Below are 26,877 nucleotides of genomic sequence, written 5' to 3'. Positions count from 1 at the left end.
GGCAGGGTTTGTAGGTACGTTAGTTTACTCCATCAACAACTACACCAGTTATACCCGTTTCTTTCGGCAACGTACCCGGCCGACTGATGAATACAAACCGACTTCCCCGACCCGGCGCGCTCTCGAGCCGAATACGCCAGTCATGGGCACGGGCTACCTGCCGCACATAATACAGGCCCAGGCCAAAGCCTTTTACATCATGCACATCGCCGGTTGGAACCCGATAAAACTGCCGAAAAATAGCCTTGTGATGCGTTCTGGCAATGCCAATGCCGTTGTCGGCCACCGACCAGACCAGCCGGTTGTTTTCTGTCCGTGTGCCCAGCACCACGCAGGGTGTACCTTCGCAGTATTTACGGGCATTATCGATCAGGTTGGTCAGTAATGTTTCGAGTGCATACCGATCAGCCTCTACAATCGCTGTAGCCGCCTGAAGATCAAGTTGTAGCGGCGGCGAATACTGACCTGCCAGTGCCGCCATTACCTCGTTCAGATCGAGCGGGGTACGTACCTGGGCAAAGCCCGTTTGTCGGCGACGAGCCAGTTGCAGTATATTCTGCACCTGCTGCTGTAACCGGCGGCTCTCTTCGTTCACAATGCGGGCATATTGCCGCAGGCGCTCGGGTTGCTGACCAATATCGGGCAGTTGAAGCACCCCCGCCGCAATTCGCAGCGTTGACACGGGCGTTTGCAGTTCGTGGGTGATGTTGTTGATAAAATCGCGCTGAATTTCGGTCAGCCGGCGTTGACGAAGCACAACCCAAAGCGTGTAGCCAAAGAGCAATACAACCAGCCCTACGGCCACCGACGACGCGATCCAACCGTCGAGCTGACCTGCCACTACGCCTGCCTGACCCAAAAAGCGGATCTCGAAATAGTACGTGTAACCCTTAATCTTGGGCAGCGTGCGTTTCCGGCTGATTCGTTTGGTAGGCTGGCCGGCACTTGCTTGTTTAGAACTGGCGTAGGCTCCGTACACCATCCGCTCACTTTCGCAATTGTAGATGCCGTATTCAAAATCAGTCAGAAGACGGTGCCGGCGAAAGGCATTCTGCAGGTAATGCTCCAGCAGGATCGGGTCGATGGGCGCATCAGTACGAACAACGAAGTAATCGGTTGAGAGCTGAGTGACCGCCAGGCGTGTTTGCCGAATGTTGTTCAGACGCGCCACCTCATCGGCTACTTCCTGCAACGCCACAAAAGCTGTTTGCCGAAACTGCCGCTCGCCCAGTGCATAGGCCCGGCGCAGCCAGATGGCCTGTACCGTCAGAATACCCACAATGGCAATTACCGACAGCACAACCAGAAGCCGAATCAACGAACGGGACATATATGATAACGAGTGAACGAAGTAACGCGTGAAAGAGCGATCAGGTCAAGCGGCAGAAGACGGTAAACGAGTTGGCTGCGGGTGCATCGTCCGGCATTTACCAATCCATAGTCGTTCATTCACTCTTTCGACAACTAAAGTACAGCGTTCGCTCATTCGCGCTATCACTCCTTTATGCTTTACGGGTCCTTTAACATTTCATTAACAACTGATAACCAGCCGTTAACAAGCGCCCCCCAGGCATCGTCTACTTTTGATCCAGCAAACCGCCGGAAAGCCCGACGGACCTAAAACCATCGCTTAATTCATTCTTTATGAAAACGTTAACGCTTCTTTTATCGGCGCTTCTGGTAGCCGGAACCGTAGTGGCCCACACGCTGGCAGCAGCCTTTGGCTGGACCAGCACCACCCATGATTTCGGCAAAATACATCAGGGCAAGCCAGTCACCGTTTCGTACACATTCACCAACAAAGGCGAAGCGCCGCTGCTGGTCACCTATGCCAAGGGGTCATGCGGCTGCACCGGCGTTGACTGGCCCAAAGAAGCGGTGATGCCCGGCGCAACAGGGCAGATCAAAGCCACCTTCAATGCAGCAACTCTGGGCGCGTTCAGCAAAACGGTCTACGTAGAATCGAATGCCGACGGTGGGGCTGTTACGCTGATGTTCAAGGGCGAAGTAGTGGCCGAAGGCACCGCACCAAGCGGACGGTAACCGTTTGCAGCCCCCTGCACGAGTGCCAGCCCGAACAGACAGGTTCAGGCTGGCACTCATGTTATCCCCCCCCTAGTAACTGGATGCGCCCATTCAGGCAAGCCTGCATACCCCTATGCTTTACCAACTAATAGTGAGCGGGTTATGGAATGAGTAACCGTCAAACATCGATACAAGAAAGCCAATGAAGACCCTTAACAACCCTATTCTGCTGGCTCTAACGCTACTCTGGCTGGCTAGCTGCCAATCGAAGCAGGAAAGCCCAAAGCAGGTATACCAGCCTCAGTCAGATGCCAGGCTACTGACAGACTCGACGGCTCCCCAACCAGTACCTGAAGCAACCGCCCAGGAAGCACCCGCTACGCTGCCGGGAGCATCGGCCGATCAGACCAAACTCCCCGCCCGTCAGTTCATTCGTACCGCCGACATAAAGTTTCGGGTCGATAATGTTGTCAACGCAACCAACCGGATCGAAGCGATCACGGCCCGATACGGAGGCTTTGTCACCTTCACCAGACTCGATAGCCAGAAAGACGACACCGAAACGGTAGCCATCAGCGCTGATTCACTACTCGAAACCACGCGCTTCACGGTCAGCAACTCCATGACGCTACGCGTTCCCAACGCCCGCCTCGACACCACCCTCTGCGCCCTCGTTGGCCTGTCTGATTACCTTGATTTTCGGGAAATAAAGTCCGACGATGTGGCCTTACAACGCCTGGCTGCCGCTCAGACCCAGCAGCGCAATACGGCATATACCCAGCGCCTGCGGGCGGCCATCGATAAACGGGGTTCAACACTGGGCGACGTTAACGATACGGAAGAGAACCGGCTAACCCATCAACAGCAAACCGACGAGGCACGCATCAACGATCTGTTGCTGGTTGATCAGCTTCAGCTCAGCACCATAACCCTGACCATCTACCAGCGGCAATCATGTCAACGAACGGTTCTTCCGAACGGTAATGACGTGAAAGCATACGAACCTGCTTTTCTGACCAAAGCAGCCGATGCCCTTGCCACCGGAGGGCACGTGTTGGCGAACGTCATTCTCCTGTTGCTCGAAGGTTGGGGTATTATTCTGTTTTGTCTGGTTGCCTACGTGCTGATCAGATACATTATCGGGCGCTTCAGGCGAACACTGTTGGCCAGAACCTAGTCAACTCGAAACTTTCTCCGTGTTGGTGGCCCGCCGATGATAACGTTTTTAGCACCAAACGCCGCTGCAATCTGTTGGTACAGTATACAGGTCCTTTCGTACCTACTTGCGCTCATGACTGCTTCATCTGCCGGTTCCAACACCACTACGGTTCATTTAGACGTTACGCTTACCCATCTCTGGCAAACTGCCCGTAAAAATGATCACCCCGCTGCGCTGTGGCGGCTCCCCAATCAGTCAGAAAAGCAGTTGATCGTTCACCTCGGCGAACCACTCGCTGAGCAGCAACCTATTGATTTAGACGAGCGTCCGCCCGGTTTTGCCATTGGTTTGTTCGATGCGCCCGGGCACGGGACCGCATCCGATGATTTTGCCCGGGCGTTTTACCTGCATGCCGACCGCCACATAGTGCTCGATGCTGATGGCCAGCTCCTGTACCGCCCTACGCCCGAGACCACCGCCACCCGCGCATTCGATCAAGCAACGTACCTGGCAGCCAACCAGCCCACTAACCTATCTGATCCTGTTTCGTTTACGGAGCAACCTGATCCGGAAGCACAGGCGGCGTTCGAGGCAAACGTAGCCGAGGCTGTTGAGGCTATGAAAGCGGGCCGATTCTGGAAAGTGGTCCTGTCGCGCACGAAAACCCTCACGTTCGGCAACGTACCTGATGTAGTTACCCTTTTCGACCGGTTGTGCGCCGCCTATCCTACCGCCTTCGTCTCGGCTGTTTCGCTGCCCGAAGGCACCGGTGGCCGCCCGGCGCAGGTGTGGCTATCGGCCACGCCCGAACGGCTGGCGAGCGTAGATGCCAACGGAATTTTCAGGACGGTAGCGCTGGCGGGTACCCAGTCGGCCTATACGCCGGAGGGCGTGATGAAGCGTACGGCCGATGCGCTTTGGTCGCAGAAAGAGATTGAAGAGCAGGCGCTGGTTAGCCGCTACATCATTGGCTGTTTCAAGAAAATTCGGTTACGCGAGTACATGGAAGAAGGACCGAAAACAGCACAGGCGGGCAACCTGATGCACCTTTGCTCGCAGTATTCGGTAGATACCAGGGCCGTGAATTTTCCGCAGCTTGGCACTGTCATGCTCCGGTTACTGCACCCAACCTCGGCCGTTTGCGGCATGCCCCGCCCCGAAGCACTTGATTTCATACTGACGCACGAACAACATGACCGGGGCTTCTACGCCGGTTTCGTAGGCCCGGTCAACATCGACGGGGCCAGCCAGTTATTCGTCCATATCCGCTGCCTGTTGCTGGCAGGGAAAACGGCTACGCTGTATGCCGGCGCGGGCCTCACTGAAGATTCAGATCCGCAAAAAGAGTGGCTGGAAACCGAAATGAAATGCCAGACACTGCTGCGTGGTATGCAGGGCTGATACACCAAGCAAACTAAGCTTTTTAACTCGCGTTTACGGTGACTATTTGATCAGCATCGTAAACGCGAGTTTTATTTTCTACTCGTACCGGTGACGGTCTGCCGCCTACCCAGTCCTGACTGGGTAGGCGTTTAATTATGTCAGCCTCAACAACTTATCACCTATATAACCCATAGACCATTTGATGATATGTTTCCCTCCATCCATACAACGCATCGACCTCGACCTGTTCGATTTCTGGTCAGTGTCTCCCTCTGGCTACTAAGCTTACCATTCTTACTGGCCCAATCGCCCCCGGCAGGCTTTAGTAATACAAAAGCCCAGGATGGCTATTCGCAACCAATGGGGCTGGTCTTCTCAGCCGACGGCCAGCGTCAGTTTGTGTGGGACAAAGCTGGTCGCGTTTGGGTGTCTGTCTGGAATGGCACTCAGTATGTTAAACAAACGACCCCTGCCCTCGACATTAGCGATGAAGTGGGCAACTGGCGTGATTTTGGGCTGCTCAGTTTTTGTCTAGACCCTAATTATACCCGAAATGGGCTGGTCTATCTGTTTTACGTTGTTGATAGGCATCACCTGATGAATGCAGGGACTACCGCCTACGACCGTACGAAAGACGAGTATTTCAATGCCACCATTAGCCGGGTAACCCGTTACAAATTCATCACCACAAACAACACACTGTCGGCAGACCTAACCAGCCGGGCAGTCTTGCTGGGCGAAACCAAGTCGACGGGTATTCCGCTTACCCACGAATCCCACGCGGGCGGCACCCTCGTATTTGGCCGCGATGGCTCACTGCTCTTATCGACAGGCGATAATGCCAGCTATACCACAACTGACAAAGGCAGTGCGCCGGAAACGTATTTCCAGACGGCCATCAACGACGGTATCATGACTGCCAACCAGAATGTAGGGGCGTTTCGGGCGCAGATGCTGACGTCGCTTTGCGGTAAGGTGCTGCGCCTCGATCCTGCCACTGGCAATGGCCTGACCAGCAATCCCTTTTATGATTCCGCCAATCCGCGTTCAGCCAAATCGCGCGTCTGGACGCTGGGCCTTCGTAACCCGTATCGGATGACGATTCAGCCCGAAACAGGCAGCACCAACCCGGCCGACGCCAATCCGGGTACGTTGCTGATTGGCGACGTGGGCTGGAACGTGTGGGAAGATATGCACATAGTTCGCCTTCCGGGAGAGAATGCAGGATGGCCTATGTTCGAAGGGCTGGAAGCCAACTCGAGCTATGCGGCGGCAGCCCTGACGCTGGAAAACAAAGACGAGCCCAACCCGAACGCGGGATCGCCGGCCAATACCTGTAACAAGCCTTTTCTAACGTTTGATGACCTGTTGAAACAAGTCACTAACCCGGCCTCGGGGTCAACTGTAGTTACCAACCCGTGTAGCAACCAGCCACTTCCCGGCTTGCAACGACGGTACGTTCATAGCCGCCCGGCCCTCGACTGGAAACACGGTGCCGACATTGCCCGCACGCCAACCTTCAGTGGAACCGTTGCCACCGCCACTACCCTGAGCGAAACAGCCACCAGCGGCCTTGCTTTGGGGAAGCCATTTCGGGGAAATGCGTCAACGGCGGGTGTTTATTATGCCGGTGCTGCGTTCCCTGCAGCCTGGCAAAGAGCCTACTTCTTCGCTGATTACGGCGCCAACTGGATACGCGTTGCTACGTTGACGAATACCGGGGCGGTGAGCCAGGTACGTGAATTTATGGCCAATGGTACCACGCAGGGTATCGTTGATATAGAATCTAATCCGCTCGACGGCTCGCTGCATTATGTCAACATCAACACCGGTGAGATCATGCGTATCAGCTACGGGGGTAATCGGCCACCCGTTGCCGTGGCTACAGCTTCTGTAACGAGTGGTCCGTCGCCGCTGACTGTCTCTTTTCGGGGCGACGCATCCAGCGACCCGGACGCCAACTCCCTGACCTATCGCTGGGACTTTGGCGACGGTACTACAGCCACCGTCGCTAATCCGACGCACGTGTTCTCGTCAGCGGTTACCAAAGGCTTCTCCGTGAAGCTGACGGTAACGGATAATCTGGGGCTTTCAGATACCAAAACGCTCCAGATCTCGGTCAATAATACGGCACCAACTGCCCGCATTACCAATCCGGTCAATAATGCGAAATATGTGCTTGACCGCGAAAGCTCGTACACGCTAACGGCCGCCGTAACCGATGAAGCACCTGCCAGTTTAACCTACGCCTGGCAGGTGAGCCTGCGCCATAATAACCATGAACACTTCGAACCTGTGCTGACGGCCAGTTCGCCGGTTATCAAGGTATCGCCGGTCGGGTGCGATGGAGAATCCTATTATTACTTCATTTCGCTGAAAGTGACAGACGCTGGCGGATTAACAGCCCTGGATTCGGTAAAAATAGTCCCGGATTGCAGTTCGGGCCAGTTATCGATCAGTGGTTTAACAGCAACGTCGCTAGTTAATTCGGCCCGTCTGAATTGGATAAACCCCACCGTTACTTTCGACAATGTACTGGTAGTGGGCAAAGCAGGATCGGGTTTCACGGATCGGCCTACCGATCTGGTTTATACGGCCGATCCAAGCTTTACAGGTAATGGCGCCGCTTTCTTTGGCGGGAAAGTGCTTTATCAGGGTATATCCACTTCGCTGGTAGTGACAAACCTGACGCCCGGAACCCGATACTATTTCCGGGTATATACCCGCCGTGGCTCCGCCTGGACAGGGGGCGTCGAGACCAGCGTTGTTCCGGCCGCACCCACGTCTGCTTCGATCGTTATTTCACCCAACACCTGCTACCAACTCATTTCGCGGGTGAGCGGCAAAGTACTGGGCGTAGATAATGGAGGCCTGGACAATGGCTCAACCGTCAGACAACGTACCGACGCCAATCAGCCCTGGCAGCAATGGAAATTCGCGGCAACGTCGGGCGGCTATTACCAACTCATTGCTCAACATAGTAATAAGGTGCTCGATGTGTCGGGGGTTTCCTATGACGACTATACACCCGTTCACCAGTGGGATTATGTCGGCGGCAATAATCAGCAGTGGGCAATCCGTCGCGATGCGGCCGGTTATTATCAGTTGGTTGCCCGGCATTCAGGAAAATTGCTGGATGTTAAAGGCAGCAATCAAACAGAAGGTGGTGAGGTTATTCAACTCACGGCCAATGGTACGGCCGCTCAGCAATGGTCTATCGAGGCACGTACCTGTGTCAGCACCGCTCCTTCATTCGACCCCAACAAGTGCTATACAATCACGTCGCGTAGTAGCGGTAAGGTGTTAGGCGTTTATAATGGTCTCCCCTCAGACGGGACCGTTATTCGACAGTACACTTACGCCAATCATGCCTGGCAACAGTGGAAAGTGCAATCGGTGGGGGGCCTTTATTACAAGCTGATCGTAGGCCATACCGGTAAAGGCATCGACGTCGCCAACGCCTCGACACAGGATAACAACCCGCTGGTTCAATGGACGTATTGGGGCGGTGCGCATCAGGAGTGGCTGATTACCCGTAACGGCAGTGGCTACCATACCCTCACAGCCCGGCATTCGGGTAAAGCCATCGACGTAAAAGGTAGTAACACAAATGAAGGCGGTGAGGTTGTTCAGTTCACCCTGAATAATGGCACCAATCAGCAATGGGGCTTCGCAGAAACCACCTGCCTCGCCAGCAATGCCCGTAGTGGTAACGAGCAACCTGTTGCTATGACCAATACCCTTGGCGAAAGCATTTCTGATGGTTTCAGGCTTTGGCCTAACCCCGCCCAGAACTACCTTCTGCTCGATCTACAGGCAGCCGGTGCACAACCCGTAACCATTTCGCTGACCGATGAAACAGGCCACATTCTTCACCAGGCGCGCGTGGCCATCTCTACCGGGGAACCACACCGCATCAATACATCAGGCTTAAAATCAGGCGTTTATCTGATCAATTTGAACGTACCTGGCCTGCCTGCCACCACCCTGCGGGCCCTCATCCAGCACTAACCGCAAAGCAAAAACAGTATAAAAAAAGAGCCGGACGTGAATCCGGCTCTTTTTGGTTAAACGCATTGCCATACTACGCTACGCCAGCTTCTTATACCGGATTCGTTTCGGTGTGGCGTCGTTTCCGAGGCGTTTGCGGCGGTTTTCTTCGTATTCCGAGAAGTTGCCTTCAAACCAGTACACCTGCGAATCGCCTTCGAATGCGAGGATGTGCGTGGCTACCCGGTCAAGGAACCAGCGATCGTGGCTGATGATAACGGCGCAACCCGCGAAGTTTTCCAGACCTTCTTCCAGCGCCCGTAACGTGTTTACGTCCAGATCGTTGGTCGGTTCATCCATCAACAACAGGTTGGCGCCTTCTTTCAGGGTCATGGCCAGGTGAACGCGGTTTCGCTCGCCACCCGACAACGTACCTACTTTCTTTTCCTGATCAGCACCGGCGAAATTGAACCGGCTGCAATACGCCCGGGCGTTGGCCTGTTTGCCGCCCAGCATAATCCAATCGTTGCCGTCGGCGATGGTCTGATACACGGTCTTCTCGGGGTCGAGTCCGTCGTGTTCCTGATCCACGTAAGCCACCTTCACCGTTTCGCCCACCTCGAACGTACCTGCGTCGGGCTTATACTTGTCGGTGATGAGCTTGAAGAGCGTGGTTTTACCCGCGCCGTTGGGTCCAATAATACCAACGATCCCCGCCTGTGGCAGCTTAAACTCGAGGTGTTCGAACAGCAACCGGTCGCCAAATGCCTTGGCCACGTCCTGCGCTTCAATGACTTTGCTACCCAGCCGTGGTCCTGGCGGAATAAAGATTTCCAGTTTGCTCTCGCGCTGCTGCGAGTCCTCATCGAGCATTTTCTCGTAGGCACCAAGACGCGCTTTCGACTTTGCCTGACGGGCTTTTGGTGCCATACGTACCCATTCCAGCTCGCGCTGAAGGGTCTTCTGCCGCTTCGATTCGGTCTTCTCTTCTTTTGCCAGCCGTTGCTGTTTCTGATCGAGCCACGAGCTATAGTTGCCTTTCCAGGGAATACCCTCACCCCGGTCGAGCTCCAGAATCCAGCCCGCTACGTTATCCAGGAAGTAACGATCGTGGGTTACGGCGATGACCGTTCCCTTATACTGCCGAAGGTGTTCTTCCAGCCACAGGACCGACTCGGCATCAAGGTGGTTGGTTGGCTCATCAAGCAGGAGCACATCGGGTTCCTTGAGCAGCAGCCGACACAACGCGACCCGGCGTTTTTCACCACCAGAGAGGTTTGCAATCAACGCGTCAGACGGTGGTGTGCGCAGGGCATCCATGGCCCGCTCGAGCCGGGTGTCGAGTTCCCACGCATTGAAATGATCCAATTTCTCCTGTACGTCGGCCTGGCGGGCTCCCAGCTTTTCGTAGTCGGCGTCGGGGTCACCAAATGCTTCGTTGATCTGATCGAATTCTTTCAGCAGATCAACAATCTCCTGCACGCCTTCTTCTACGACCTCACGAACGGTTTTAGTGGGGTCTAATTGCGGCTCCTGTTCGAGCATACCGACTGAATAGCCGGGCGAGAACACCACCTCTCCGTTGTAGCTTTTGTCGATGCCGGCGATGATCCGGAGGAGGGTAGACTTGCCGGAACCATTGAGTCCAAGCACCCCTATTTTGGCACCGTAAAAGAATGAAAGGTAGATGTTCTTTAGGATTTGTCGGTTGGGGGGAATAATTTTACTTACACCCGCCATAGAAAAGATAATCGTTTCCTGGCTCATTTTTTGCCTATGTTTGTGGTTGGGCAAATATCGGTAATTAACCCTCGCAAGAACCCTTCAGTAAGGAAAAATGGAAAATGCTTCATTGGTAGACGAATACGGTTACGTCGAAGACGGAAAGGTATTTTTAAAGGGCTATCTCGACTATCCAGACCGCCAGATCGGCGAAGTTAAACGAACAGAGCAGGAAGCGCTCGATTACTTTAAAAATCGCTTTATAATCGCCCAGAGTAAGGTTGCCCAGCTGGAAGAAGAGGTAACCGAGGCGCAAAATAAAGGCTCGTACCTGACTAAATTGCTGCAATTACGCCGCAAACTGATCAGCTTCGATGCCATCGGCGATTTCCCTCCATTACTCGACCGGCTCGATCAACTCGAGGATATTTTATCGGGGCTGATTCATACCAACCAGCTGAAAAACCTCGAAATCAAACGGGCGTTAATTGGTGAAGCAGAGGTAATTGCCGGTAGCGACGACTGGAAACCAACCGCCGAAGCCCTTCAAGATATCAAGACGAAGTGGATCAAAACCGGACCAGTTGATAAAAGTATCGAGGCTGAAATTGAAGAGGAATTTCAGGGCCTTCTCGACGGTTTTTTCCAGCGGCGGCGTGAGTTCTTCAACGAACAGAATAAGGTCATCCAGGAGCGTCTCGATCAGTATGAAGAGATGATCAAACTGGTTGAACGCGCCGTTCGGAACCCCGACCTTGACGTTGTGTATCAGGAGGTTCGGCGGCTGAATAATGCCTGGAAAAACATTGGCGAAGTACCCATCAAAAAAGGGGGAAAACTACACAAACGCTTCAAGCGAACGGTGCAGTATGTCTTTGAAAAATACAATAACGCGAAAGGTATCGTCATCCAGAAACGGATTGACCCGCGTATTGAGCAGCAGATGAAAATGGCCGACGAAGCCGAACAGCTTGCCAAAGTCCCTGACTCGCAAATCTTCGCTTCAGCCAATCGGGCCAAAGAATTGCTCAATGCCTGGAAAGAGATTAAGGTGCCGTTCAAAATGCAGGACAAAGCCGTGAACGAGAAGTTCCGCGCGGCCTGCGACAAGATTTTCGAACTTAGTTACCTTGGGCGTGTGCTCGACCGGAAATACCCGGCTTTCAGCCTGAAAAGTCAGGCCGAGCAGCTACGGACCAAAATCCGCGAGCTGGAATACCTGGTAAAACGCGAGAAAAACGATCTCCAGTTTTCGATGCAGGACATCGACAGCCTCGATCCCGAAAACCCTGAAGACAAGCAGATTCTGAATAAAATCAATACGCAAAAACGCAAGATTGCCATGAAGGAGGTGATCCTTCGCGATTTCCACCGCGCCCTCGCCGCAGCAGAATAGGCTGGGTACGTTATCGATTAAGAACAGAGCCGGTCGGGTAGTTTACGCAACTATCTGACCGGCTCTGTTTGTTTTACAGATAAACAACTGTTGTCAGTTCGTACAGCAACTGACAATGGATGACTGCAATAACCACTAATGACCTTTCACTTATGAAAACCGCCGATCTGAATGACTTCCGCGCTGCCATTGAGCCCCGGAAATTTGTCCGAATAGAATACCTTACTGATCTGAATGAGTTCATTAAAACCGACGCAATGGTGTTGGGCGTTGGCCATGAAAACGACTTCGATACGCTCGACCTGGCCGACGGTCAGCATATTCCGCTGGATCGGGTTATCAGCATTGCCGGGCGGCTATCACCCCACTACCCCGGCTACGCCAATTATTCGTGCGATTGCTGAATGTAATGCGGCCAGCTAAAGTCCGCATTACATTCGTTGAATTGCCCTCTAGTCGATCACGTCAAAGCCACAGTATGGAACCAGCACTGCAGGAATGCGAATTGTCCCTTCTGCAGTTTGGTTATTCTCCAGGATCGCAGCCAGGATGCGTGGCAATGCCAGGGCCGAGCCGTTCAACGTATGCAGCAGCGTCGGTTTGCTTCCATCGAGCTTGGCGCGAAGCTTCAACCGGTTGGCCTGGTAGGTCTCAAAATTACTCACCGAGCTAACTTCCAGCCAACGCCCCTGCCCGGCCGACCACACTTCCATGTCGTAGGTTAAGGCCGACGTGAAACCCATATCGCCACCGCACAGGCGCAACACACGATAAGGCAATTCAAGTACCTGCAATAGGCCCTGCACATGCTGGCTCATTTCTTCGAGTACCGTATACGAATTCTCCGGTTTCTCGATCCTGACAATTTCCACTTTATCGAACTGGTGCAGGCGGTTCAGGCCGCGCACGTGGGCACCCCATGAACCCGCTTCGCGCCGGAAACAGGGCGTATATGCTACGTTTTTGATAGGCAGGTCAGACTCGGCCACCATCACATCGCGGTACAGATTCGTAACAGGGACTTCGGCCGTTGGAATCAAATACAGCTTGTCGGCATCGGCATAGTACATCTGTCCTTCTTTGTCGGGCAACTGGCCCGTGCCGAAGCCCGAATCTTCGTTAATTACGATAGGCGGCTGTACTTCAACGTATCCGGCAGCCAGTGCCTTATCCAGGAAGAAGTTGATCAGCGCCCGTTGCAGACGAGCCGCCCGGCCTTTGTAGACAGGAAAACCAGCGCCTGAAATTTTGTTGCCCAGATCGAAATCAATCATTGGGCTACCACCGGGACCAAACCGTTTGATCAGCTCCCAATGTGGTTCAGCACCGGCATGGAGGTTCGGTTTGTCGCCCCATTCCAGCACAACTTCGTTATCATCGGCCGAGCGGCCTTCGGGTACGCTACTGTGTGGAATGTTGGGGACCGTTACCAGTATGGCCTGCACCTGCTGCTCAATACCTGTTAGTTGTTCGCCCAACACTTTCGATTGCTCCTTCAGCGTAGCCGTCTCCGCTTTAGCCGCGTCGGCTGCTTCTTTTTGGCCGGTTTTCATTAATTGACCAATCTCTTTGGCAATCGCGTTTTGCCGGGCCAGTTTGTCGTCCTGCTCCTTCTGTGTATCGCGGCGCTGCTGGTCAAGGCTCAGTAACTGTTCAACCGTCGACTCGGCATCGGCAAAATGGCGTTTCCGCAGCCCGGCCAGAACCAGGTCTTTATTCTCACGGATGAATGGAATTTGTAGCATTAGTTTTTGGTAATCAGACGTTTAATCACGTCGATGAATTCTTAAGTTTACGGTACAAGAGGCAACACATCGTCGGCAGTGAACTCTATGAAAGCACCGTAATCACTGCTATGCCGGGCATCAGATAACCGACTATAAAGTTTACTCCATTTTACCTCGACCATACTTGTTTTAACAAAATATAGATCGAACATAGCTTTAGCTCCGGCATGCGCTTTAATTCGAATGTCCCGATCTAACATTAAGGCAGATACAACATGAAAGGTGCTGTAGTATAGTCTGCTTACTGTGCCTGACCAACTCTTGATAGCAACCAGTGCTTTTGCTTCACGCATTACCTCGTCAGATTTGTCAAGCCTGAATCGGATAGTTTCCTCTTTGCTCTTGTTCATAGCCGCTTATCATCTTCCTGAACATTTTGATACAAATCGGTTACAACCATATCTTTCCAATGAAGCCTGTTCCAAACCCTTGTACTGATAACCCGCTCAGCAGAAAGTTCCAACTCGTTAAGTTGATCCCATACGACATACTTGAAAGCTCGATCTACCGGCTTTTCAGTAAGCACTAAGAAATCCCAGTCAGAATCGGGGCGGGCGTCGCCACGGGCACGGGAGCCAAACAGCCATACTTCGGCTTGAGGGTCGATCTCACACACGGAGCGCTTTACAGCTTGCAGGAATTCGGCGTCAGTCATGGAAGTAGCGTTAATCCATCCAGCGCAGACGTACCTGCGCTGGATGACTGGCTAAAGTTAAGCGTTTACGAACAGACTGTCGTTCAGCGCATTTAGCGCTTCATTTTTGTACTGTCCGTGCATCAGCAGCGAAATATTGTGCTCGGTGCCACCGTATGATATCATACGGATTGGAATACCTTCGAGCGCTTTCAATACCTGCAGGGCAATACCCGGATGATCGGAGCTGAAATTACCCACAATACAGATAATAGTCTGATTATAATCGGGCTCTTCCAGTTCACAGAACTGCCCTAATTCGGCCTGGATAGCCGCCAGATTATCCGTGTTATCAATCGTTACCGATACCGACACTTCCGACGTAGCAATCAAGTCGATTGGCGTTTTGAAGCGCTCGAAAATCTCGAAAATACGGCGAAGGAAACCGTACGCATTCAGCATCCGGGTAGAGTGGATGTAGAGCGCCGTGATGTTATCCTTGGCGGCAATGGCTTTAAAGACCTGTCCGTTTTGCGCATCAGTGCTTAGTTTATCCGTGATCAACGTACCTGGCGCTTCAGGCGCCATCGTGTTTTTCAGACGTACCGGAACACCTTTCATCTTCGCCGGCGTAATGGTGGATGGGTGCAGAATTTTAGCGCCGAAATACGCCAGCTCGGCTGCTTCGTCGAAGGTCAGTTCACGGATCGGGAATGTTTTTTTCACGATGCGCGGGTCATTGTTGTGCATCCCGTCGATGTCGGTCCATATCTGAATTTCGTCGGCACGAATAGCCCCGCCGATCAGCGACGCCGTATAATCGGAACCACCCCGTTTCAGGTTGTCGATCTCGCCGCGCGGATTTCGACAAATAAAACCCTGGGTTACGATGATCTGCTTATCGGCATGCGGAGGCAACATCTCGCGTAGATTCTGGTCAATAACAGCCAGTTCAGGCTCGTTGTCGGCGTCGATCCGCATAAACTCCAGTGCAGGTAGCAACACCGACGACACGCCTTCTTCGGCCAGATAGGCAGCAAAGATCTGCGTACTCAGTAACTCGCCTTCGGCCACCAGTTCTTTTTCCTGTTTCAGCGTAAATGGCTTGATTCGGGTAAGCGACCGCAGGAATGAAAATTCATTGGAGATAATCCGCTGACCGGCGGCCAATCCCTCGGATGTCTTAAATAAATCGCGTACGAAGCTATCGTAATGTGCTTTCAGATGTTCGATTTTCTCGAATGCTTCGTCTTCGGCGTTGCTCTTCAGCGACTCGCCGATAGACAGTAACGCGTTTGTGGTGCCAGACAATGCCGACAACACCACTACTTTCCGGGTAGAATCAGCCGTAATCAGATTACGAATCGAGTGCATCCGCTCTGGTCTTCCAACCGAGGTTCCGCCAAATTTCCAAACGTGCATGGAGGTAGAAATTGTGTCTTCGGTCTTCTGTCCTCTGTTGCGCTGCTAATTCAGAAATATGTGCCTTAGCAGCGCAACAGAGGACAGAAGACCGAAGACAGAGGATAGTATATTTATTTGTTAATTGTTTCTTTCAATCCCAACATTTTAATCGCCGTCATAGCGGCTTCGTCGCCTTTGTTGCCGTGAATGCCACCCGCCCGGTCGAGGGCCTGTTGCTGGGTGTTGGGGGTCAGTACGCCAAAGATGACCGGCTTTCCGGTCTTCAGACTTACGGTGGTGAAGCCCTGCGCTACGGCGTGGTTGATGTAATCGTTATGCTTGGTTTCGCCCTGAATAACACAGCCAATGCAGATTACCGCGTCGATGTCGGGCCGTTCGGCAAACCATTGAGCGGCCAGAGTCAGCTCATAACTACCGGGTACGTTGCCCCGAAGTACATTTTCGGCGGTAGCGCCATACTTGACCAGGGTATCATAAGCCCCCTGAAACAAGGCTTCTGTTACCTCGGTATTCCACTCAGCCACAACAAGGGCAAAGCGACGTGCACTGATATCAGGCAGGTTGTCAACGGTGAAGACGCTGAGATTTTTATCGGCTGAAGACATAGAAGAGAGTTTACAGTTTTCTGTTTACTGTTTTCAGTTGCGCTGCTTATTCGTTACGCCTGCCAAGTGGCAGCGCAACTGAAAACAGTAAACAGAAAACTGTAAACTATAAAAAAAGGGACGAACCCTGTTACGGCTTCGTCCCTTTGTGTATGCATACTGATACGTACCCGGTTGACTACTCGCCGCTTTGCGCTTCGAGCACGGATTTATATTTCTTGGCGCTGACGGCTTCGGCAGTTTCCGGATACTTATCCAGAATTTGCTGATAGGCCTCAATGGCTTTGTCGGTTGCTTTCGCGTTTTCCTGCACAATAGCCAGCTTCAGCAGATAACCAGGCGTGAAGAACTTGTTTGGCTTGTATTCAGCCGCTTTTTCGTAATACTCAGCCGCCTCAGCGTAGCTTTTCTTTTCAGAATAAGCATCGCCAATCAGTGAATACGCACGAGCCTGGACCAGCAAATCCGATGAGCTGAAGTCTTTCAACTGCTCGATTGCCTGATCGTACTTGCCTTCTTTCAGCAGGGCAGTGCCCGCGTAGAAATGAGCCAGATTACCGGCTTTCGTTCCGCTGTAGTCATCGGCTACTGCCAGTAGGCCAGGCGTTGCTCCTTTGCCGTTCAAGGCCAGTTGCAGTGAATCCTGCTCGAATTTGTACACGGCGTTGAACAGTTTATCCTGCCCTTCGATGTTCTTCTCTCCCTGGAAATACTGGTAAGCAAAGTAGCCGCCAATGGCAAGCACAAGACCACCAATTACCCCAAAAATGAGGTTGCGGTTCATTTCAAAAAAATCTTCGGCCTTTTCTAAACGGCCTGCCAGTGCGTCGGGATCTTCAAGAAATTCTAAACCCGCGTTTTTCTTGCTCATACAAGTTGCAATTTGAGGGGCAAAAGTAAGAAAATAGTTTGATGTTTGACACCTGCCGGTTGAAGTTTAATCGGCTGGTAAGCCCTTTACGCTGAGGAAAGAGGCTAGCCGAACAGGTTCATCGAAGCCGACACCTCAAATACCAAACCAACTTTCTCTACTCCATCAAAAATGGATAATCCTTTTGCACGTATACGTCTCTGAACGCTTCTTCGACAGGTGGGTAAGGCGATTCTTCGGCAAATTTCACCGACTCATCAACCGTTGCCTTGATCTTCTGATCGATCGCCGCCAGATCGTCTTCGGTTGCCAGCCCATTGGTTAGAATGTACTGACGAACGTTCTCGATCGGGTCGCGCTGTTTGTACTGCTCAACCTCATCTTTGCTACGGTATTTCTGTGGGTCAGACATGGAGTGACCACGATACCGGTACGTACGGAATTCCAGGAAAGTAGGGCCTTCACCAGCACGGGCCCGCTCGGCAGCGCGGCTAACGGCTTCGTGAACGGCTTCCACTTCCATCGCGTCAACTGGCTCAGAAGGCATGTCGTATGACTCACCAATTGTGTACAGCTCCGTTACGTTCGAGGTCCGTGCAACCGACGTACCCATGGCGTACCCGTTGTTTTCAACCACAAAAATCACGGGCAGCTTCCACAGCATGGCCATGTTGAACGCCTCGTGAAGGGCACCCTGACGAACGGCTCCATCGCCGAAGAAACAGATGCAGAGGTTGCCTGTTTTGTTGTACTTCTCGGCAAATGCGATACCGGCACCCATTGGAATCTGCGCCCCAACGATACCATGCCCGCCAACGAAATTGACCGACTTATCGAAGATGTGCATCGATCCACCTTTACCTTTCGATGATCCCGTTTGTTTGGCGTACAATTCGGCCATAACCGCCTTAGGATCTGAACCTAAGGCAAGTGGGATACCGTGATCGCGATAGGCGGTGATCCACTTATCGTCGGGGGTTAGGGCCGAGTACGAACCTGACGAACAGGCTTCCTGACCGATATAGAGGTGGCAGAAGCCTTTGATTTTTTGTTGCCCGTAGAGCTGGCCAGCCTTTTCTTCAAACTTCCGCTGAAGTTGCATCGACTCATACCAATACATGTACCGCTCTTTGGGGTGCTGTGTTTTGGTCGGAGTTGCCTTGCCGTTGCTTTTAGCGGCTGGAGCCTTGTCTTTGACGGTTGCCATGTGTATCCTAAGTAGAGGGTATATTGCCCTGTTATCTGCCGAACAAAGGGAACGTATCTTTGTTGCTATTTCCGGGCAAAATGCTCGCAAAAGTACGAACAAAGGAGGAAGGAGGAAAGGAAGAAGGAGGAATGGGATTACAGACACTCGAATTATTTATACGATACCGTCAGTCCAGTCAGCATTCCTTTACTCCTTTCCTCCCTTTCCTGCTTTCCTCCCCAGTTTTATGTACCTCGATAAACTAAGCCTGACCAATTTTAAAAACTATGAAGATGCGCTCTTTACGTTCAGCAGGCAGGTAAACGTGATTGTGGGGCCAAATGGCAGCGGTAAAACCAATCTGCTCGACGCCATTTATTTCCTCGCTTTGTCGAAAAGTGCGTTCCAGTCACTCGATGCGCTGAGCGTAACGCACAACGAAGATTACTTCATTCTCGATGGCACCTTCGTTAAACACGACCGCCCCACGCAGATTACCATCAGCCTGCAACGCGGACAACGCAAGGCAATTCTGGCCGATAAAAAGCCGTATGAACGCGTCAGCGAGCATATTGGCCGGTTTCCGGTGGTACTGATGGCCCCCAATGATACCGATCTAGTACGCGAACATAGTGAAGACCGCCGCCAGTTTGTGGATGGCGTTCTGGCGCAGCTCGACCCCGAGTACCTCCAGGATTACCTGCAATACCAGCACGTACTGAAGCAACGAAACAGCCTGCTGAAGCTCTTCGCTGACCGCCGCAACGTTGACCACGACCTGCTCGATACCTACGACGAACCACTTCTGTATATAGGTCAGCGCATCCATGACCGGCGCAAGCAGTTCATCGCCGATCTGCTGCCCAGCGTACAGGCACACTATACGTACCTGAGCGACGGGCGCGAAGCCGTAACTATTCTGTACGATTCAGACCTTGACAAAATGGGGTTCGATGACCTGTTTGTGCAGAACCGGAGCCGCGACGTGGCCATGCAACGAACCACGATGGGCGTTCACCGCGACGATTTTGATTTCCTGATCGATGGTATTTCGCTAAAACGTTTTGGCTCGCAGGGGCAACAGAAAACGTTTGTCATTGCCCTGAAACTCGGCCAGTTTGATCAGCTGCAACAGGAAAAACAGACCCGGCCTATTCTGCTGCTCGACGATATCTTCGACAAACTCGACGACGGGCGCATTGCCAAGCTAATTCAGCGCGTGGATGAAGGCGCGTTTGGGCAATTGTTCATCACCGATGCCCGCCCCGAACGTACCCAGCACCTGCTGGCATCCGTCCAGAGCGACGTGCGCTATTTCCGAATAGGAAAAGAAGGTTACTAAAAAATAGATAAGCTACGATTCATACCTACGAGTGAGTAATAATCGGAAAATCATTAATTTTCCGTAAGAATAAATCTTTAAACATGAGAACATGTGTTGTCCTGCTGGGGCTTATGTCACTGCAGTTCATTGCCTTTGCCCAACGGCCATTTACGAGTGGGCCGTTGAAAGTAGCTGATAACAAACGGTATTTGGTTCATGCCGACGGGCGGCCTTTCTTTTATCTGGGAGACACCGCCTGGGAGCTGTTTCACCGCCTGAACCGGGAAGAGGCCGACCGCTACCTTAAACGGCGGGCCCAACAGGGGTTTACGGTCATACAGGCTGTGGCACTGGCCGAATTTGACGGTTTACGGGAACCAAACCCCTACGGCGAAGTGCCTTTACTAAACAACGACCCCACTCAGCCCAACGAAGCTTATTTCAAGCATGTCGACTATATAATCGATAAAGCTGCTGAGAACGGGCTGGTCATTGGTTTTTTACCAACCTGGGGCGATAAAGTATTTAAAGACAGGTGGGGCGCCGGACCCGAAATTTTTACGCCACAAAATGCCCGCGTGTATGGGCAATGGCTGGGCGAACGATACAAAAACCGACCGAATATCATCTGGATTGCTGGCGGCGACCGCAACCCGCGCCCAGACTCGCCCGACACAATGGTCTGGCGTGAACTGGCAACTGGCATTGAAATGGGTGTTGGTGGCCCAGACAAAGCGCTGATCAGCTTTCACCCCCAGCCCAACGGCATGAACGGCGGTTCTGTGCAGTGGTTCGCAGCAGATAAGTGGCTGGATGTCAACATGCACCAGAATGGCCATTGCCGCGATACGCCAGTCTACGATTTTATAACGGCCTCATATAACCAGTTACCTACCCGCCCAACGATGGATGCGGAACCTATCTACGAAGACCATCCCGTTTGCTTCAACGCCAAAGACCTGGGTACGTCCAACGCCTACGATGTCAGGAAATACGCCTACCTGGATCTGTTTGCCGGCGCTCATGGCCACACCTACGGCTGTCATGATATTTGGCAGATGTACAGCCCCCAGCGGCTAGGCGTGAATAGCCCTCATATATTCTGGCCCGAAGCCATGGAACTGCCCGCCGCCAACCAGATGAAGTTTGTTCGGCGCTTACTGGAGTCGCGTCCACTGCTTGATCGCGTACCCGACCAGTCGATGATCGTCGAGAACGCCTACCCACCTGCCGAACGGATTCAGGCCACGCGCGGGAAAGACTACGCCTTTGTGTACACCGCTGCCGGTAAACCATTTACGGTAAAGCTGGGTACGTTGTCGGGTAGCCGGGTGGCTGCCTACTGGTTCAATCCCCGGCAGGGCGAGGTTCGGCCTGCCGGTTCGTTCGGCAATCAGGGGCAATACCGGTTCACGCCCCCTACCGCTGGTTACGGCCAGGATTGGGTACTGATTCTGGACGATGCTGCCAAGAGATACGCTATGCCGGAATAAGCATCAGTCTACTAGTTGTTTTCCTGGTGTAAACCCTAGGCCCTGATAAATTAGGGTTTAGCCCATTCTATTTTGCCTTGATAAAAGGCAATTTTACCACTGTTAAGTACCGGACCCAGAAATAGACTTTATCTGTTTGCCGGTGCCTGGCCAGCTACGTAGTATTCAGACACAGGCCGGCGTGGCAACGCGCCCTCTCTTCTGATTAATTAGCGTTCACTGCTTCATAGGTTTTCTATCAGACAGGCGCGCAGTCATACTTCGTGCCTGTTTCATTTCCCCAACGATAGTGTATCTGACTCATGGTGAGACTTTTTCTGCTCGGCGTTCTGTTCAATGCCTTCTCAGCTGGCGCTGCGCCAGTTCGAACGGCCGACAACATTCATATCGATCAGTTTGGCTATCGATCGTTGTCGGGGAAAGTGGCGGTCATCAGCAACCCGGTGCAGGGATTCAATGCCAGCCAGCCATTTGCGCCATCGACAGGTGCCAATCAATATGAACTGCGCCGCTGGCAGGATGATGCCGTGATTCTCCGGGGTACGTTGTCTGTCTGGAACAACGGCAACACCGACGCCACATCGGGCGATAAAGCCTGGTGGTTCGATTTCTCGTCGGTGCAGGTGCTGGGCAGTTATTACGTATATGATGTAGGTCAGCAGGTGGGTTCGTACCGGTTCGAGATTCACGACGAGGTGTATAATAACCTGCTGCGAACGGCCGTCCGGATGTTTTTTTACAACCGCTGCAACTTCGAGAAGAAAGCCCAGTTTGCCGGCGCCAACTGGGCCGATGGTGCGTCATTTGTTGGTCCGAACCAGGACCCGTCGGCCCGGTCTATCCGCGATCGGACCAACGCTGCCACCGCCCGCGATCTATCGGGTGGCTGGTGGGATGCCGGTGATTACAACAAGTACACGACGTTTGCTGCCAAGCCCGTTCACCAGTTACTCGACGCTTACGACCAGAAACCCACCATCTGGACCGACGACCTGAACCTGCCCGAAAGCGGCAACGGCGTACCGGACCTACTCGACGAGGTAAAATGGGAGCTCGACTGGTTGCGGAAAATGCAGAACACCGATGGGTCGGCCATTATAAAGATGGGCCTGGTGGCCAATGCGCCCGGTTCAAGCCTACCGCCCAGCACCGACACCCGGCCGCGCTATTACTACCCCGAAAAATCAACGGCTGCGGCTATCGCCATTGCCGGTATGTTTGCCCACGCGGCGCTGGTGTATGACAAAATTCCGTCGCAGAAAGCCTACGCGGCGGAGTTGCGGCGGCTCGCGATCCTGGGGTTCGACTGGTACGAAAACACACCCACCAAGAACACGAATATCGATGATGGCACCATTGAAGCGGGTGATGCCGACTGGGACGAAGCCGAGCAGAAAAAAGCCCGCGTCACGGCCGCTACCTACCTGTATGCGCTGACCGGCGAGGTACGTTACCGGCAAATCGTGGACGATAATTACAGGCTCATTGGTGTACTGGGCTGGTGGGGGCCATACGAAACCGTTCATGGCGATGCCCTGCTCTATTACACGCAATTACCCGGAGCAACAGCAACCGTGGCGCAAACGATCATTGCCCGCAAATTGAGCGACGGTAAGCAACTCGACCTTTACCGGCCAACGGCGCAGGCCGACGCCTACCGGGCTTACATGCCCGAAGCGCAGTACCACTGGGGCAGCAACCAGATCAGGGCCGACTTTGCCAACATCAACTTCGATCTGGTTCAGTACAGAATAGACCCGTCGGGCAATGACTATTACAGGCAGCGGGCTGAAGACTTGCTTCATGCGCTGCACGGCGTAAACCCGCTGAACATCGTGTACCTGACCAACATGCGCCAGCTTGGAGCCGAGAAATCAGCCACGCGCATCTATCATTCGTGGTTTGGCGACAAAACCGACTGGGCCGAAGCCGAGACCTCAGCGAAAGGCGGTCCACCTCCGGGCTACATACCCGGCGGCCCAAACAAAAGCTACCAGCCTGGACAGGGAACCTGCCTACTGACACCGCCCTGCAACCAGCCCACGCAGAAAAGCTACCGCGACTGGAACGTCACCTGGCCCGACGCCAGCTGGTCTGTAACCGAGCCCGGTATTTATTACCAGTCGGCCTACGTGAAGGCGTTATCGCGGTTTGTTGATACACCAACGAAGTACGAATTGCCAGTTAATCCGGTGGTAGTCATTACAGCTACGGAGCCGGAAAACGGGTTGTTCAATCTATTCCCGAATCCGACCAGCAGCAATCTGACGGTACTGTTTACCACTGAGCAAGCAGGCGATTGCGTCTTTACCATCACCGACGTGTTGGGCCGTTCGGTTAACCAGATCCGGTACACCAGTAGGGCGGGGAGCAACCGGGTACAGCTGTCTGTTCAACAGTTACCCGCCGGCACGTACCTGATTCGCTGCCAGCTAGGGCAGCAGGAGGTGGTCAGGAAAGTGAGTGTGCTGTAGGAACGTCAGGCGTTAGGCCAGTAGAATCTGTTTCCGGTATTGCGAGGGCGACGTACCTATTTCGCGCCGGAACAGCTTCATGAAATACGTCAGGTTGTTGAACCCACACTCGATACTGATATCGGCCAGGCAACGATTGGTAGTACGCAATAACCTGGATGCCAGCGCAATGCGTTGCTGATTAATATAATCGACCGGGGTCATACCGAACGTTTGCTTAAAGATCCGGTAAAAATTGGGTTCGCTCATGCAGGCCTGATCGGCCAGTTCCTTGATGTGCAGGGCGCGGCTCAGATGCTTGTTGATATACTGCGCCACATAGGCCAGCCGGTTCACATTGGCGTGCGCCGTTTCGGGGCCCAGCAGCAACGTGCGCGCCTGCGTTTGCATCAGCCGAACCACCAGTTCCTGCAACACAAAATTGGCAAAAACCTCTTTGGCTTTGTTGTCTTCCGTGAAAATGTAGATTAGGCGGGCAATGAGCTGGTGAATGGGTTCATCGTTGGTCAGGAAGAAATTATGCTGTCCGAACTGCCACCCCTGCGCATTATCGATCAGCGGCGACCGGTCGTTGAGCATGTCGGTTACCTGCCGCACTTTGTCGGGAGCAATGGCCAGCGCCAGACACTGCGTAGGGTTATTCTTTTGCGCCTCCGGGAAGTCGATTCGCATCATTTCCTGACCGGGAACAATGACCGATTCGCCCGGCAGAAAATCAAAAGAGGGTGTGCCGGGCAGGTGCATTACCTTCTTACCCCGAATCATGCTGGCCAGCACGGGGCTGTTGAATGTCAGTTCAATTTTTTCGGCAATGTGCTGTGTTTCATAGATGTTTAGCTCCGCCGTGTCGATCGTATACGCTGTTCTATTCTCGACCTCCTGCTCCAGCCGCCGTGAATGTAAATGGCGTGAAATATCAAGCGGAGCTAGTTGTGTACGTTTCATAAGTAGTCGTTGATTAGCAGTCCCTGTTGGTGCATGCCTCGCCAATACCGGCCTGAAATATAGGTCATTGCCTACAGCGCTTTACTATTATTATTACATTTTTTATTAGTAATGTCGTACCTGTGTTGCCTTATAACGCAGATGTAGCCGTTTGCGTGGCGGCCTGACCATGAGATAACGAATTAAAAATGCAGTAGGCAAACGGATTATACTTGTTTGCATCTGAGCCAGGTATGTTGCCTGATTATCAGCCTGCCTGGTGCCTACCAACCAACAGCCCTCTAACCCCATTTAATCAATGACAACCAACGAGCTTAGGGCCATACAGGCACCGATCAAACAACAGTATCAGCAGCAGCCCGAAACGGCCATGATTAGCCTGCACGCAGAAGGCACCCTGGGCGATAAAGTCTCCTGCCATGTAGCCACGGGCCGTACGCAGGTTAATGCGGGTTTGCCCGAAGCAACCGGAGGAACAGGTGAACTGACCTCGCCTGGCGATATGCTGCTCGAAGCACTGGTTGCCTGCGCGGGCGTGACACTGAAAGCCGTAGCCACAGCGATTGGCGTTACCATCCAGTATGGTGTTGTTCGGGCTGAAGGGGATCTCGATTTCCGCGGTACGCTGGGCGTAGCCAAAGATGCACCGGTTGGTTTTCAGGCAATCCGGCTCACGTTTGAACTCGACACCCACGCCAGCGAAGAGGAGATGGAAACGCTGGTGAGGCTTACCAAGCGGTACTGCGTCATTTATCAGACCCTCCAGCATTCACCATCGCTGGAACTATCCATCGAAACGCTGGCGGCGTCCTGATCAGGTACGTTAAACATTGATAGAATAGTGCATGCAGTCGATACGATTGCTCAATTCTTTTTGAACAATTCAAGCAAACTTTGTGACGATTCAATTATCAACTAATAGTTATCGTCTTATATGGAAACCCTTGAATTAGTAGAAACCCACGCTAACCGACCTAAATTCCGGTCGCATTACGACAATTATATTGGCGGCAAATGGGTACCACCCGTTGATGGCGAATATTTTGAAAACACCTCGCCGGTCGATGGCAGCCTGATCGCTAAAATGCCCCGTTCAAAAGCGGCCGACGTTGATCTGGCCGTCGACGCGGCCCATAAAGCCTTTTCAACATGGGGCAAAACGTCGGCTACAGAGCGCAGTAAAGTGCTGCTTCAGATTGCCGATGTGATCGAGAAAAACCTGGAGTTTCTGGCCCGCGTTGAAACCGTTGAAAACGGCAAAGCCCTGCGCGAAACCATGGCGGCCGACCTTCCCCTTTGTGTCGATCACTTCCGGTATTTCGCGGGGGTTATCCGCGCCGAAGAGGGGTCAGCAACCGAACTCAATGCCGATACGTTATCACTGATCATTAAAGAGCCGGTTGGCGTGGTGGGCCAGATCATTCCCTGGAACTTCCCGCTGCTGATGGCTACCTGGAAACTGGCCCCAGCCCTGGCGGCCGGTTGCTGCGTGGTAATTAAACCAGCCGAACAAACACCAACGTCACTGACCGTATTGATGGAACTGCTGGAAGACATTATTCCGGCGGGTGTGGTAAATATTATTCAAGGCTTTGGCCCGGAAGCAGGTAAACCACTGGCACAGCACAAACGGATCAATAAAGTGGCCTTCACCGGCGAAACCACTACGGGCCGCCTGATTATGCAGTACGCCTCGGAAAACCTGATTCCGGTAACGATGGAACTAGGGGGTAAATCGCCCAACATTTTCATGAAATCGGTTGGTGATGCCGACGATGATTTCTTCGATAAGTGCGTAGAAGGCGCCGTCATGTTTGCCCTGAACCAGGGCGAGATCTGCACGTGCCCATCGCGGTTACTGGTTCACGAAGACATCTACGACAAGTTCATCGAGCGCGTTATTGCCCGCACCAAAGCTATCAAACTTGGTCACCCGCTCGATCCTGACACGATGATGGGCGCGCAGGCCAGCAACGACCAGTACGAGAAAATTCTGTCGTACATCGACATTGGCAAACAGGAAGGCGCTGAAGTACTAACCGGCGGCGGACCGGCCGACAGCGTTGAAGGCGGCTATTATATCCAGCCGACGATCTTCAAAGGCCACAACAAAATGCGGATTTTCCAGGAAGAGATCTTCGGACCGGTGTTGTCGGTAACGACGTTCAAAGACGCCGACGAAGCTGTTGCCATCGCCAATGACACGCTTTACGGTCTTGGTGCGGGCTTCTGGTCGCGGGATGCGCACGAACTATATACCATTCCCCGGCAGATTCAGGCGGGTCGTGTGTGGGTAAACTGTTACCATGATTATCCGGCACATGCACCGTTCGGTGGTTACAAGAAATCAGGTTTCGGGCGCGAAAACCACCTGATGATGTTGAACCACTACCGCCAGGTGAAAAACCTGTTGATCTCGTACAGCAAGCAAAAGCTGGGATTCTTTTAAGGGAGG

Annotated in this window: 21 protein-coding genes; 11 read left to right on the top strand and 10 right to left on the bottom strand. The window is 53.0% G+C overall.

The window, feature by feature from the left end:
* Positions 1 to 19 precede the first annotated feature (19 nt).
* Positions 20 to 1,330, bottom strand: a complete 1,311-nt coding sequence (locus tag J2I46_RS26450) for a sensor histidine kinase (protein ID WP_207332105.1) — start codon at positions 1,328 to 1,330, stop codon at positions 20 to 22.
* A gap of 314 nt (positions 1,331 to 1,644) precedes the next feature.
* Between J2I46_RS26450 and J2I46_RS26445 the strand changes: the two genes are divergently transcribed.
* The 4 genes from J2I46_RS26445 (at position 1,645) to J2I46_RS26430 (ending at position 8,578) form a co-directional block, all read left to right on the top strand.
* Entirely contained in the window at positions 1,645 to 2,043 is a 399-nt protein-coding gene (locus J2I46_RS26445; RefSeq protein ID WP_207332104.1) for a DUF1573 domain-containing protein, read from the top strand.
* Between the two features lie 184 nt (positions 2,044 to 2,227).
* On the top strand, positions 2,228 to 3,202 hold the full coding sequence (locus tag J2I46_RS26440; RefSeq protein WP_207332103.1) for a DUF4349 domain-containing protein: 975 nt from the start codon (positions 2,228 to 2,230) through the stop codon (positions 3,200 to 3,202).
* A 114-nt stretch (positions 3,203 to 3,316) separates the two neighbouring features.
* Entirely contained in the window at positions 3,317 to 4,585 is a 1,269-nt protein-coding gene (locus J2I46_RS26435) for an isochorismate synthase (protein ID WP_207332102.1), read from the top strand.
* A gap of 189 nt (positions 4,586 to 4,774) precedes the next feature.
* The gene (locus J2I46_RS26430) at positions 4,775 to 8,578 is read left to right on the top strand and encodes an RICIN domain-containing protein (protein WP_207332101.1); all 3,804 of its coding nucleotides are present in this window, start codon (positions 4,775 to 4,777) and stop codon (positions 8,576 to 8,578) included.
* A 78-nt stretch (positions 8,579 to 8,656) separates the two neighbouring features.
* Here J2I46_RS26430 and ettA read toward each other — a convergent pair whose 3' ends face one another.
* Positions 8,657 to 10,324 carry an energy-dependent translational throttle protein EttA gene (gene ettA / locus J2I46_RS26425; protein ID WP_207332100.1) on the bottom strand — a complete coding sequence of 556 codons (1,668 nt, stop codon included), beginning with the start codon at positions 10,322 to 10,324 and terminating at the stop codon, positions 8,657 to 8,659.
* Between the two features lie 70 nt (positions 10,325 to 10,394).
* On the opposite strand from ettA, the gene J2I46_RS26420 reads away from it, so the two are divergent.
* Positions 10,395 to 11,675, top strand: coding sequence for a DUF349 domain-containing protein (locus tag J2I46_RS26420; RefSeq protein WP_207332099.1), 1,281 nt, complete (start codon positions 10,395 to 10,397; stop codon positions 11,673 to 11,675).
* Positions 11,676 to 11,827: 152 nt separating this feature from the next.
* Positions 11,828 to 12,079 (top strand): hypothetical protein, encoded by a 252-nt coding sequence (locus J2I46_RS26415; protein ID WP_229379962.1) that lies wholly within the window; start codon positions 11,828 to 11,830, stop codon positions 12,077 to 12,079.
* A gap of 48 nt (positions 12,080 to 12,127) precedes the next feature.
* Here J2I46_RS26415 and serS read toward each other — a convergent pair whose 3' ends face one another.
* The 7 genes from serS to pdhA form a co-directional block, all read right to left on the bottom strand.
* Entirely contained in the window at positions 12,128 to 13,420 is a 1,293-nt protein-coding gene (serS, locus tag J2I46_RS26410; protein ID WP_207332097.1) for a serine--tRNA ligase, read from the bottom strand.
* Positions 13,421 to 13,467: 47 nt separating this feature from the next.
* Positions 13,468 to 13,812, bottom strand: coding sequence for a HEPN domain-containing protein (locus J2I46_RS26405; RefSeq protein WP_207332096.1), 345 nt, complete (start codon positions 13,810 to 13,812; stop codon positions 13,468 to 13,470).
* Entirely contained in the window at positions 13,809 to 14,117 is a 309-nt protein-coding gene (locus J2I46_RS26400; protein WP_207332095.1) for a nucleotidyltransferase domain-containing protein, read from the bottom strand. Before J2I46_RS26400 ends, J2I46_RS26405 begins: the two co-directional genes overlap by 4 nt.
* A 57-nt stretch (positions 14,118 to 14,174) precedes the next feature.
* A complete protein-coding gene (locus J2I46_RS26395; protein ID WP_207332094.1) occupies positions 14,175 to 15,518 on the bottom strand; it encodes an aspartate kinase in 1,344 nt (447 codons plus the stop codon).
* Between the two features lie 113 nt (positions 15,519 to 15,631).
* A complete protein-coding gene (gene ribH, locus J2I46_RS26390) occupies positions 15,632 to 16,126 on the bottom strand; it encodes a 6,7-dimethyl-8-ribityllumazine synthase (protein ID WP_207332093.1) in 495 nt (164 codons plus the stop codon).
* Positions 16,127 to 16,304: 178 nt separating this feature from the next.
* Positions 16,305 to 16,997, bottom strand: coding sequence for a tetratricopeptide repeat protein (locus J2I46_RS26385; protein ID WP_207332092.1), 693 nt, complete (start codon positions 16,995 to 16,997; stop codon positions 16,305 to 16,307).
* Positions 16,998 to 17,154: 157 nt separating this feature from the next.
* A complete protein-coding gene (gene pdhA, locus J2I46_RS26380) occupies positions 17,155 to 18,204 on the bottom strand; it encodes a pyruvate dehydrogenase (acetyl-transferring) E1 component subunit alpha (protein WP_207332091.1) in 1,050 nt (349 codons plus the stop codon).
* Between the two features lie 229 nt (positions 18,205 to 18,433).
* Here pdhA and recF point away from each other — a divergent pair, with 229 nt between their 5' ends.
* The 3 genes from recF (at position 18,434) to J2I46_RS26365 (ending at position 23,477) form a co-directional block, all read left to right on the top strand.
* Complete coding sequence (recF, locus tag J2I46_RS26375) at positions 18,434 to 19,528, top strand: DNA replication/repair protein RecF (RefSeq protein ID WP_207332090.1); 1,095 nt, start codon at positions 18,434 to 18,436, stop codon at positions 19,526 to 19,528.
* An 83-nt stretch (positions 19,529 to 19,611) separates the two neighbouring features.
* Positions 19,612 to 21,003, top strand: coding sequence for a glycoside hydrolase family 140 protein (locus J2I46_RS26370; protein WP_207332089.1), 1,392 nt, complete (start codon positions 19,612 to 19,614; stop codon positions 21,001 to 21,003).
* Between the two features lie 302 nt (positions 21,004 to 21,305).
* On the top strand, positions 21,306 to 23,477 hold the full coding sequence (locus tag J2I46_RS26365; protein ID WP_207332088.1) for a glycoside hydrolase family 9 protein: 2,172 nt from the start codon (positions 21,306 to 21,308) through the stop codon (positions 23,475 to 23,477).
* 12 nt (positions 23,478 to 23,489) lie between these two features.
* Here J2I46_RS26365 and J2I46_RS26360 read toward each other — a convergent pair whose 3' ends face one another.
* Complete coding sequence (locus tag J2I46_RS26360; RefSeq protein ID WP_207332087.1) at positions 23,490 to 24,422, bottom strand: AraC family transcriptional regulator; 933 nt, start codon at positions 24,420 to 24,422, stop codon at positions 23,490 to 23,492.
* 298 nt (positions 24,423 to 24,720) lie between these two features.
* On the opposite strand from J2I46_RS26360, the gene J2I46_RS26355 reads away from it, so the two are divergent.
* Positions 24,721 to 25,236 carry an OsmC family protein gene (locus J2I46_RS26355; protein WP_207332086.1) on the top strand — a complete coding sequence of 172 codons (516 nt, stop codon included), beginning with the start codon at positions 24,721 to 24,723 and terminating at the stop codon, positions 25,234 to 25,236.
* Positions 25,237 to 25,356: 120 nt separating this feature from the next.
* Positions 25,357 to 26,871 carry an aldehyde dehydrogenase family protein gene (locus J2I46_RS26350; protein ID WP_207332085.1) on the top strand — a complete coding sequence of 505 codons (1,515 nt, stop codon included), beginning with the start codon at positions 25,357 to 25,359 and terminating at the stop codon, positions 26,869 to 26,871.
* Positions 26,872 to 26,877: the final 6 nt, after the last annotated feature.

Origin of the sequence: Fibrella forsythiae (assembly GCF_017353175.1) — a bacterium.
Lineage (GTDB): Bacteria > Bacteroidota > Bacteroidia > Cytophagales > Spirosomataceae > Fibrella > Fibrella forsythiae.
Note: the sequence above shows the minus strand (reverse complement) of the source record. Positions and strands in the feature narration are given on the sequence as shown.

Coding starts and splice junctions, on each gene's coding strand:
- J2I46_RS26450 (WP_207332105.1), bottom strand. CDS start 1,330: ATGTCCCGTTCGTTGATTCGGCTTCTGGTTGTGCTGTCGGTAATTGCC.
- J2I46_RS26445 (WP_207332104.1), top strand. CDS start 1,645: ATGAAAACGTTAACGCTTCTTTTATCGGCGCTTCTGGTAGCCGGAACC.
- J2I46_RS26440 (WP_207332103.1), top strand. CDS start 2,228: ATGAAGACCCTTAACAACCCTATTCTGCTGGCTCTAACGCTACTCTGG.
- J2I46_RS26435 (WP_207332102.1), top strand. CDS start 3,317: ATGACTGCTTCATCTGCCGGTTCCAACACCACTACGGTTCATTTAGAC.
- J2I46_RS26430 (WP_207332101.1), top strand. CDS start 4,775: ATGTTTCCCTCCATCCATACAACGCATCGACCTCGACCTGTTCGATTT.
- ettA (WP_207332100.1), bottom strand. CDS start 10,324: ATGAGCCAGGAAACGATTATCTTTTCTATGGCGGGTGTAAGTAAAATT.
- J2I46_RS26420 (WP_207332099.1), top strand. CDS start 10,395: ATGGAAAATGCTTCATTGGTAGACGAATACGGTTACGTCGAAGACGGA.
- J2I46_RS26415 (WP_229379962.1), top strand. CDS start 11,828: ATGAAAACCGCCGATCTGAATGACTTCCGCGCTGCCATTGAGCCCCGG.
- serS (WP_207332097.1), bottom strand. CDS start 13,420: ATGCTACAAATTCCATTCATCCGTGAGAATAAAGACCTGGTTCTGGCC.
- J2I46_RS26405 (WP_207332096.1), bottom strand. CDS start 13,812: ATGAACAAGAGCAAAGAGGAAACTATCCGATTCAGGCTTGACAAATCT.
- J2I46_RS26400 (WP_207332095.1), bottom strand. CDS start 14,117: ATGACTGACGCCGAATTCCTGCAAGCTGTAAAGCGCTCCGTGTGTGAG.
- J2I46_RS26395 (WP_207332094.1), bottom strand. CDS start 15,518: ATGCACGTTTGGAAATTTGGCGGAACCTCGGTTGGAAGACCAGAGCGG.
- ribH (WP_207332093.1), bottom strand. CDS start 16,126: ATGTCTTCAGCCGATAAAAATCTCAGCGTCTTCACCGTTGACAACCTG.
- J2I46_RS26385 (WP_207332092.1), bottom strand. CDS start 16,997: ATGAGCAAGAAAAACGCGGGTTTAGAATTTCTTGAAGATCCCGACGCA.
- pdhA (WP_207332091.1), bottom strand. CDS start 18,204: ATGGCAACCGTCAAAGACAAGGCTCCAGCCGCTAAAAGCAACGGCAAG.
- recF (WP_207332090.1), top strand. CDS start 18,434: ATGTACCTCGATAAACTAAGCCTGACCAATTTTAAAAACTATGAAGAT.
- J2I46_RS26370 (WP_207332089.1), top strand. CDS start 19,612: ATGAGAACATGTGTTGTCCTGCTGGGGCTTATGTCACTGCAGTTCATT.
- J2I46_RS26365 (WP_207332088.1), top strand. CDS start 21,306: ATGGTGAGACTTTTTCTGCTCGGCGTTCTGTTCAATGCCTTCTCAGCT.
- J2I46_RS26360 (WP_207332087.1), bottom strand. CDS start 24,422: ATGAAACGTACACAACTAGCTCCGCTTGATATTTCACGCCATTTACAT.
- J2I46_RS26355 (WP_207332086.1), top strand. CDS start 24,721: ATGACAACCAACGAGCTTAGGGCCATACAGGCACCGATCAAACAACAG.
- J2I46_RS26350 (WP_207332085.1), top strand. CDS start 25,357: ATGGAAACCCTTGAATTAGTAGAAACCCACGCTAACCGACCTAAATTC.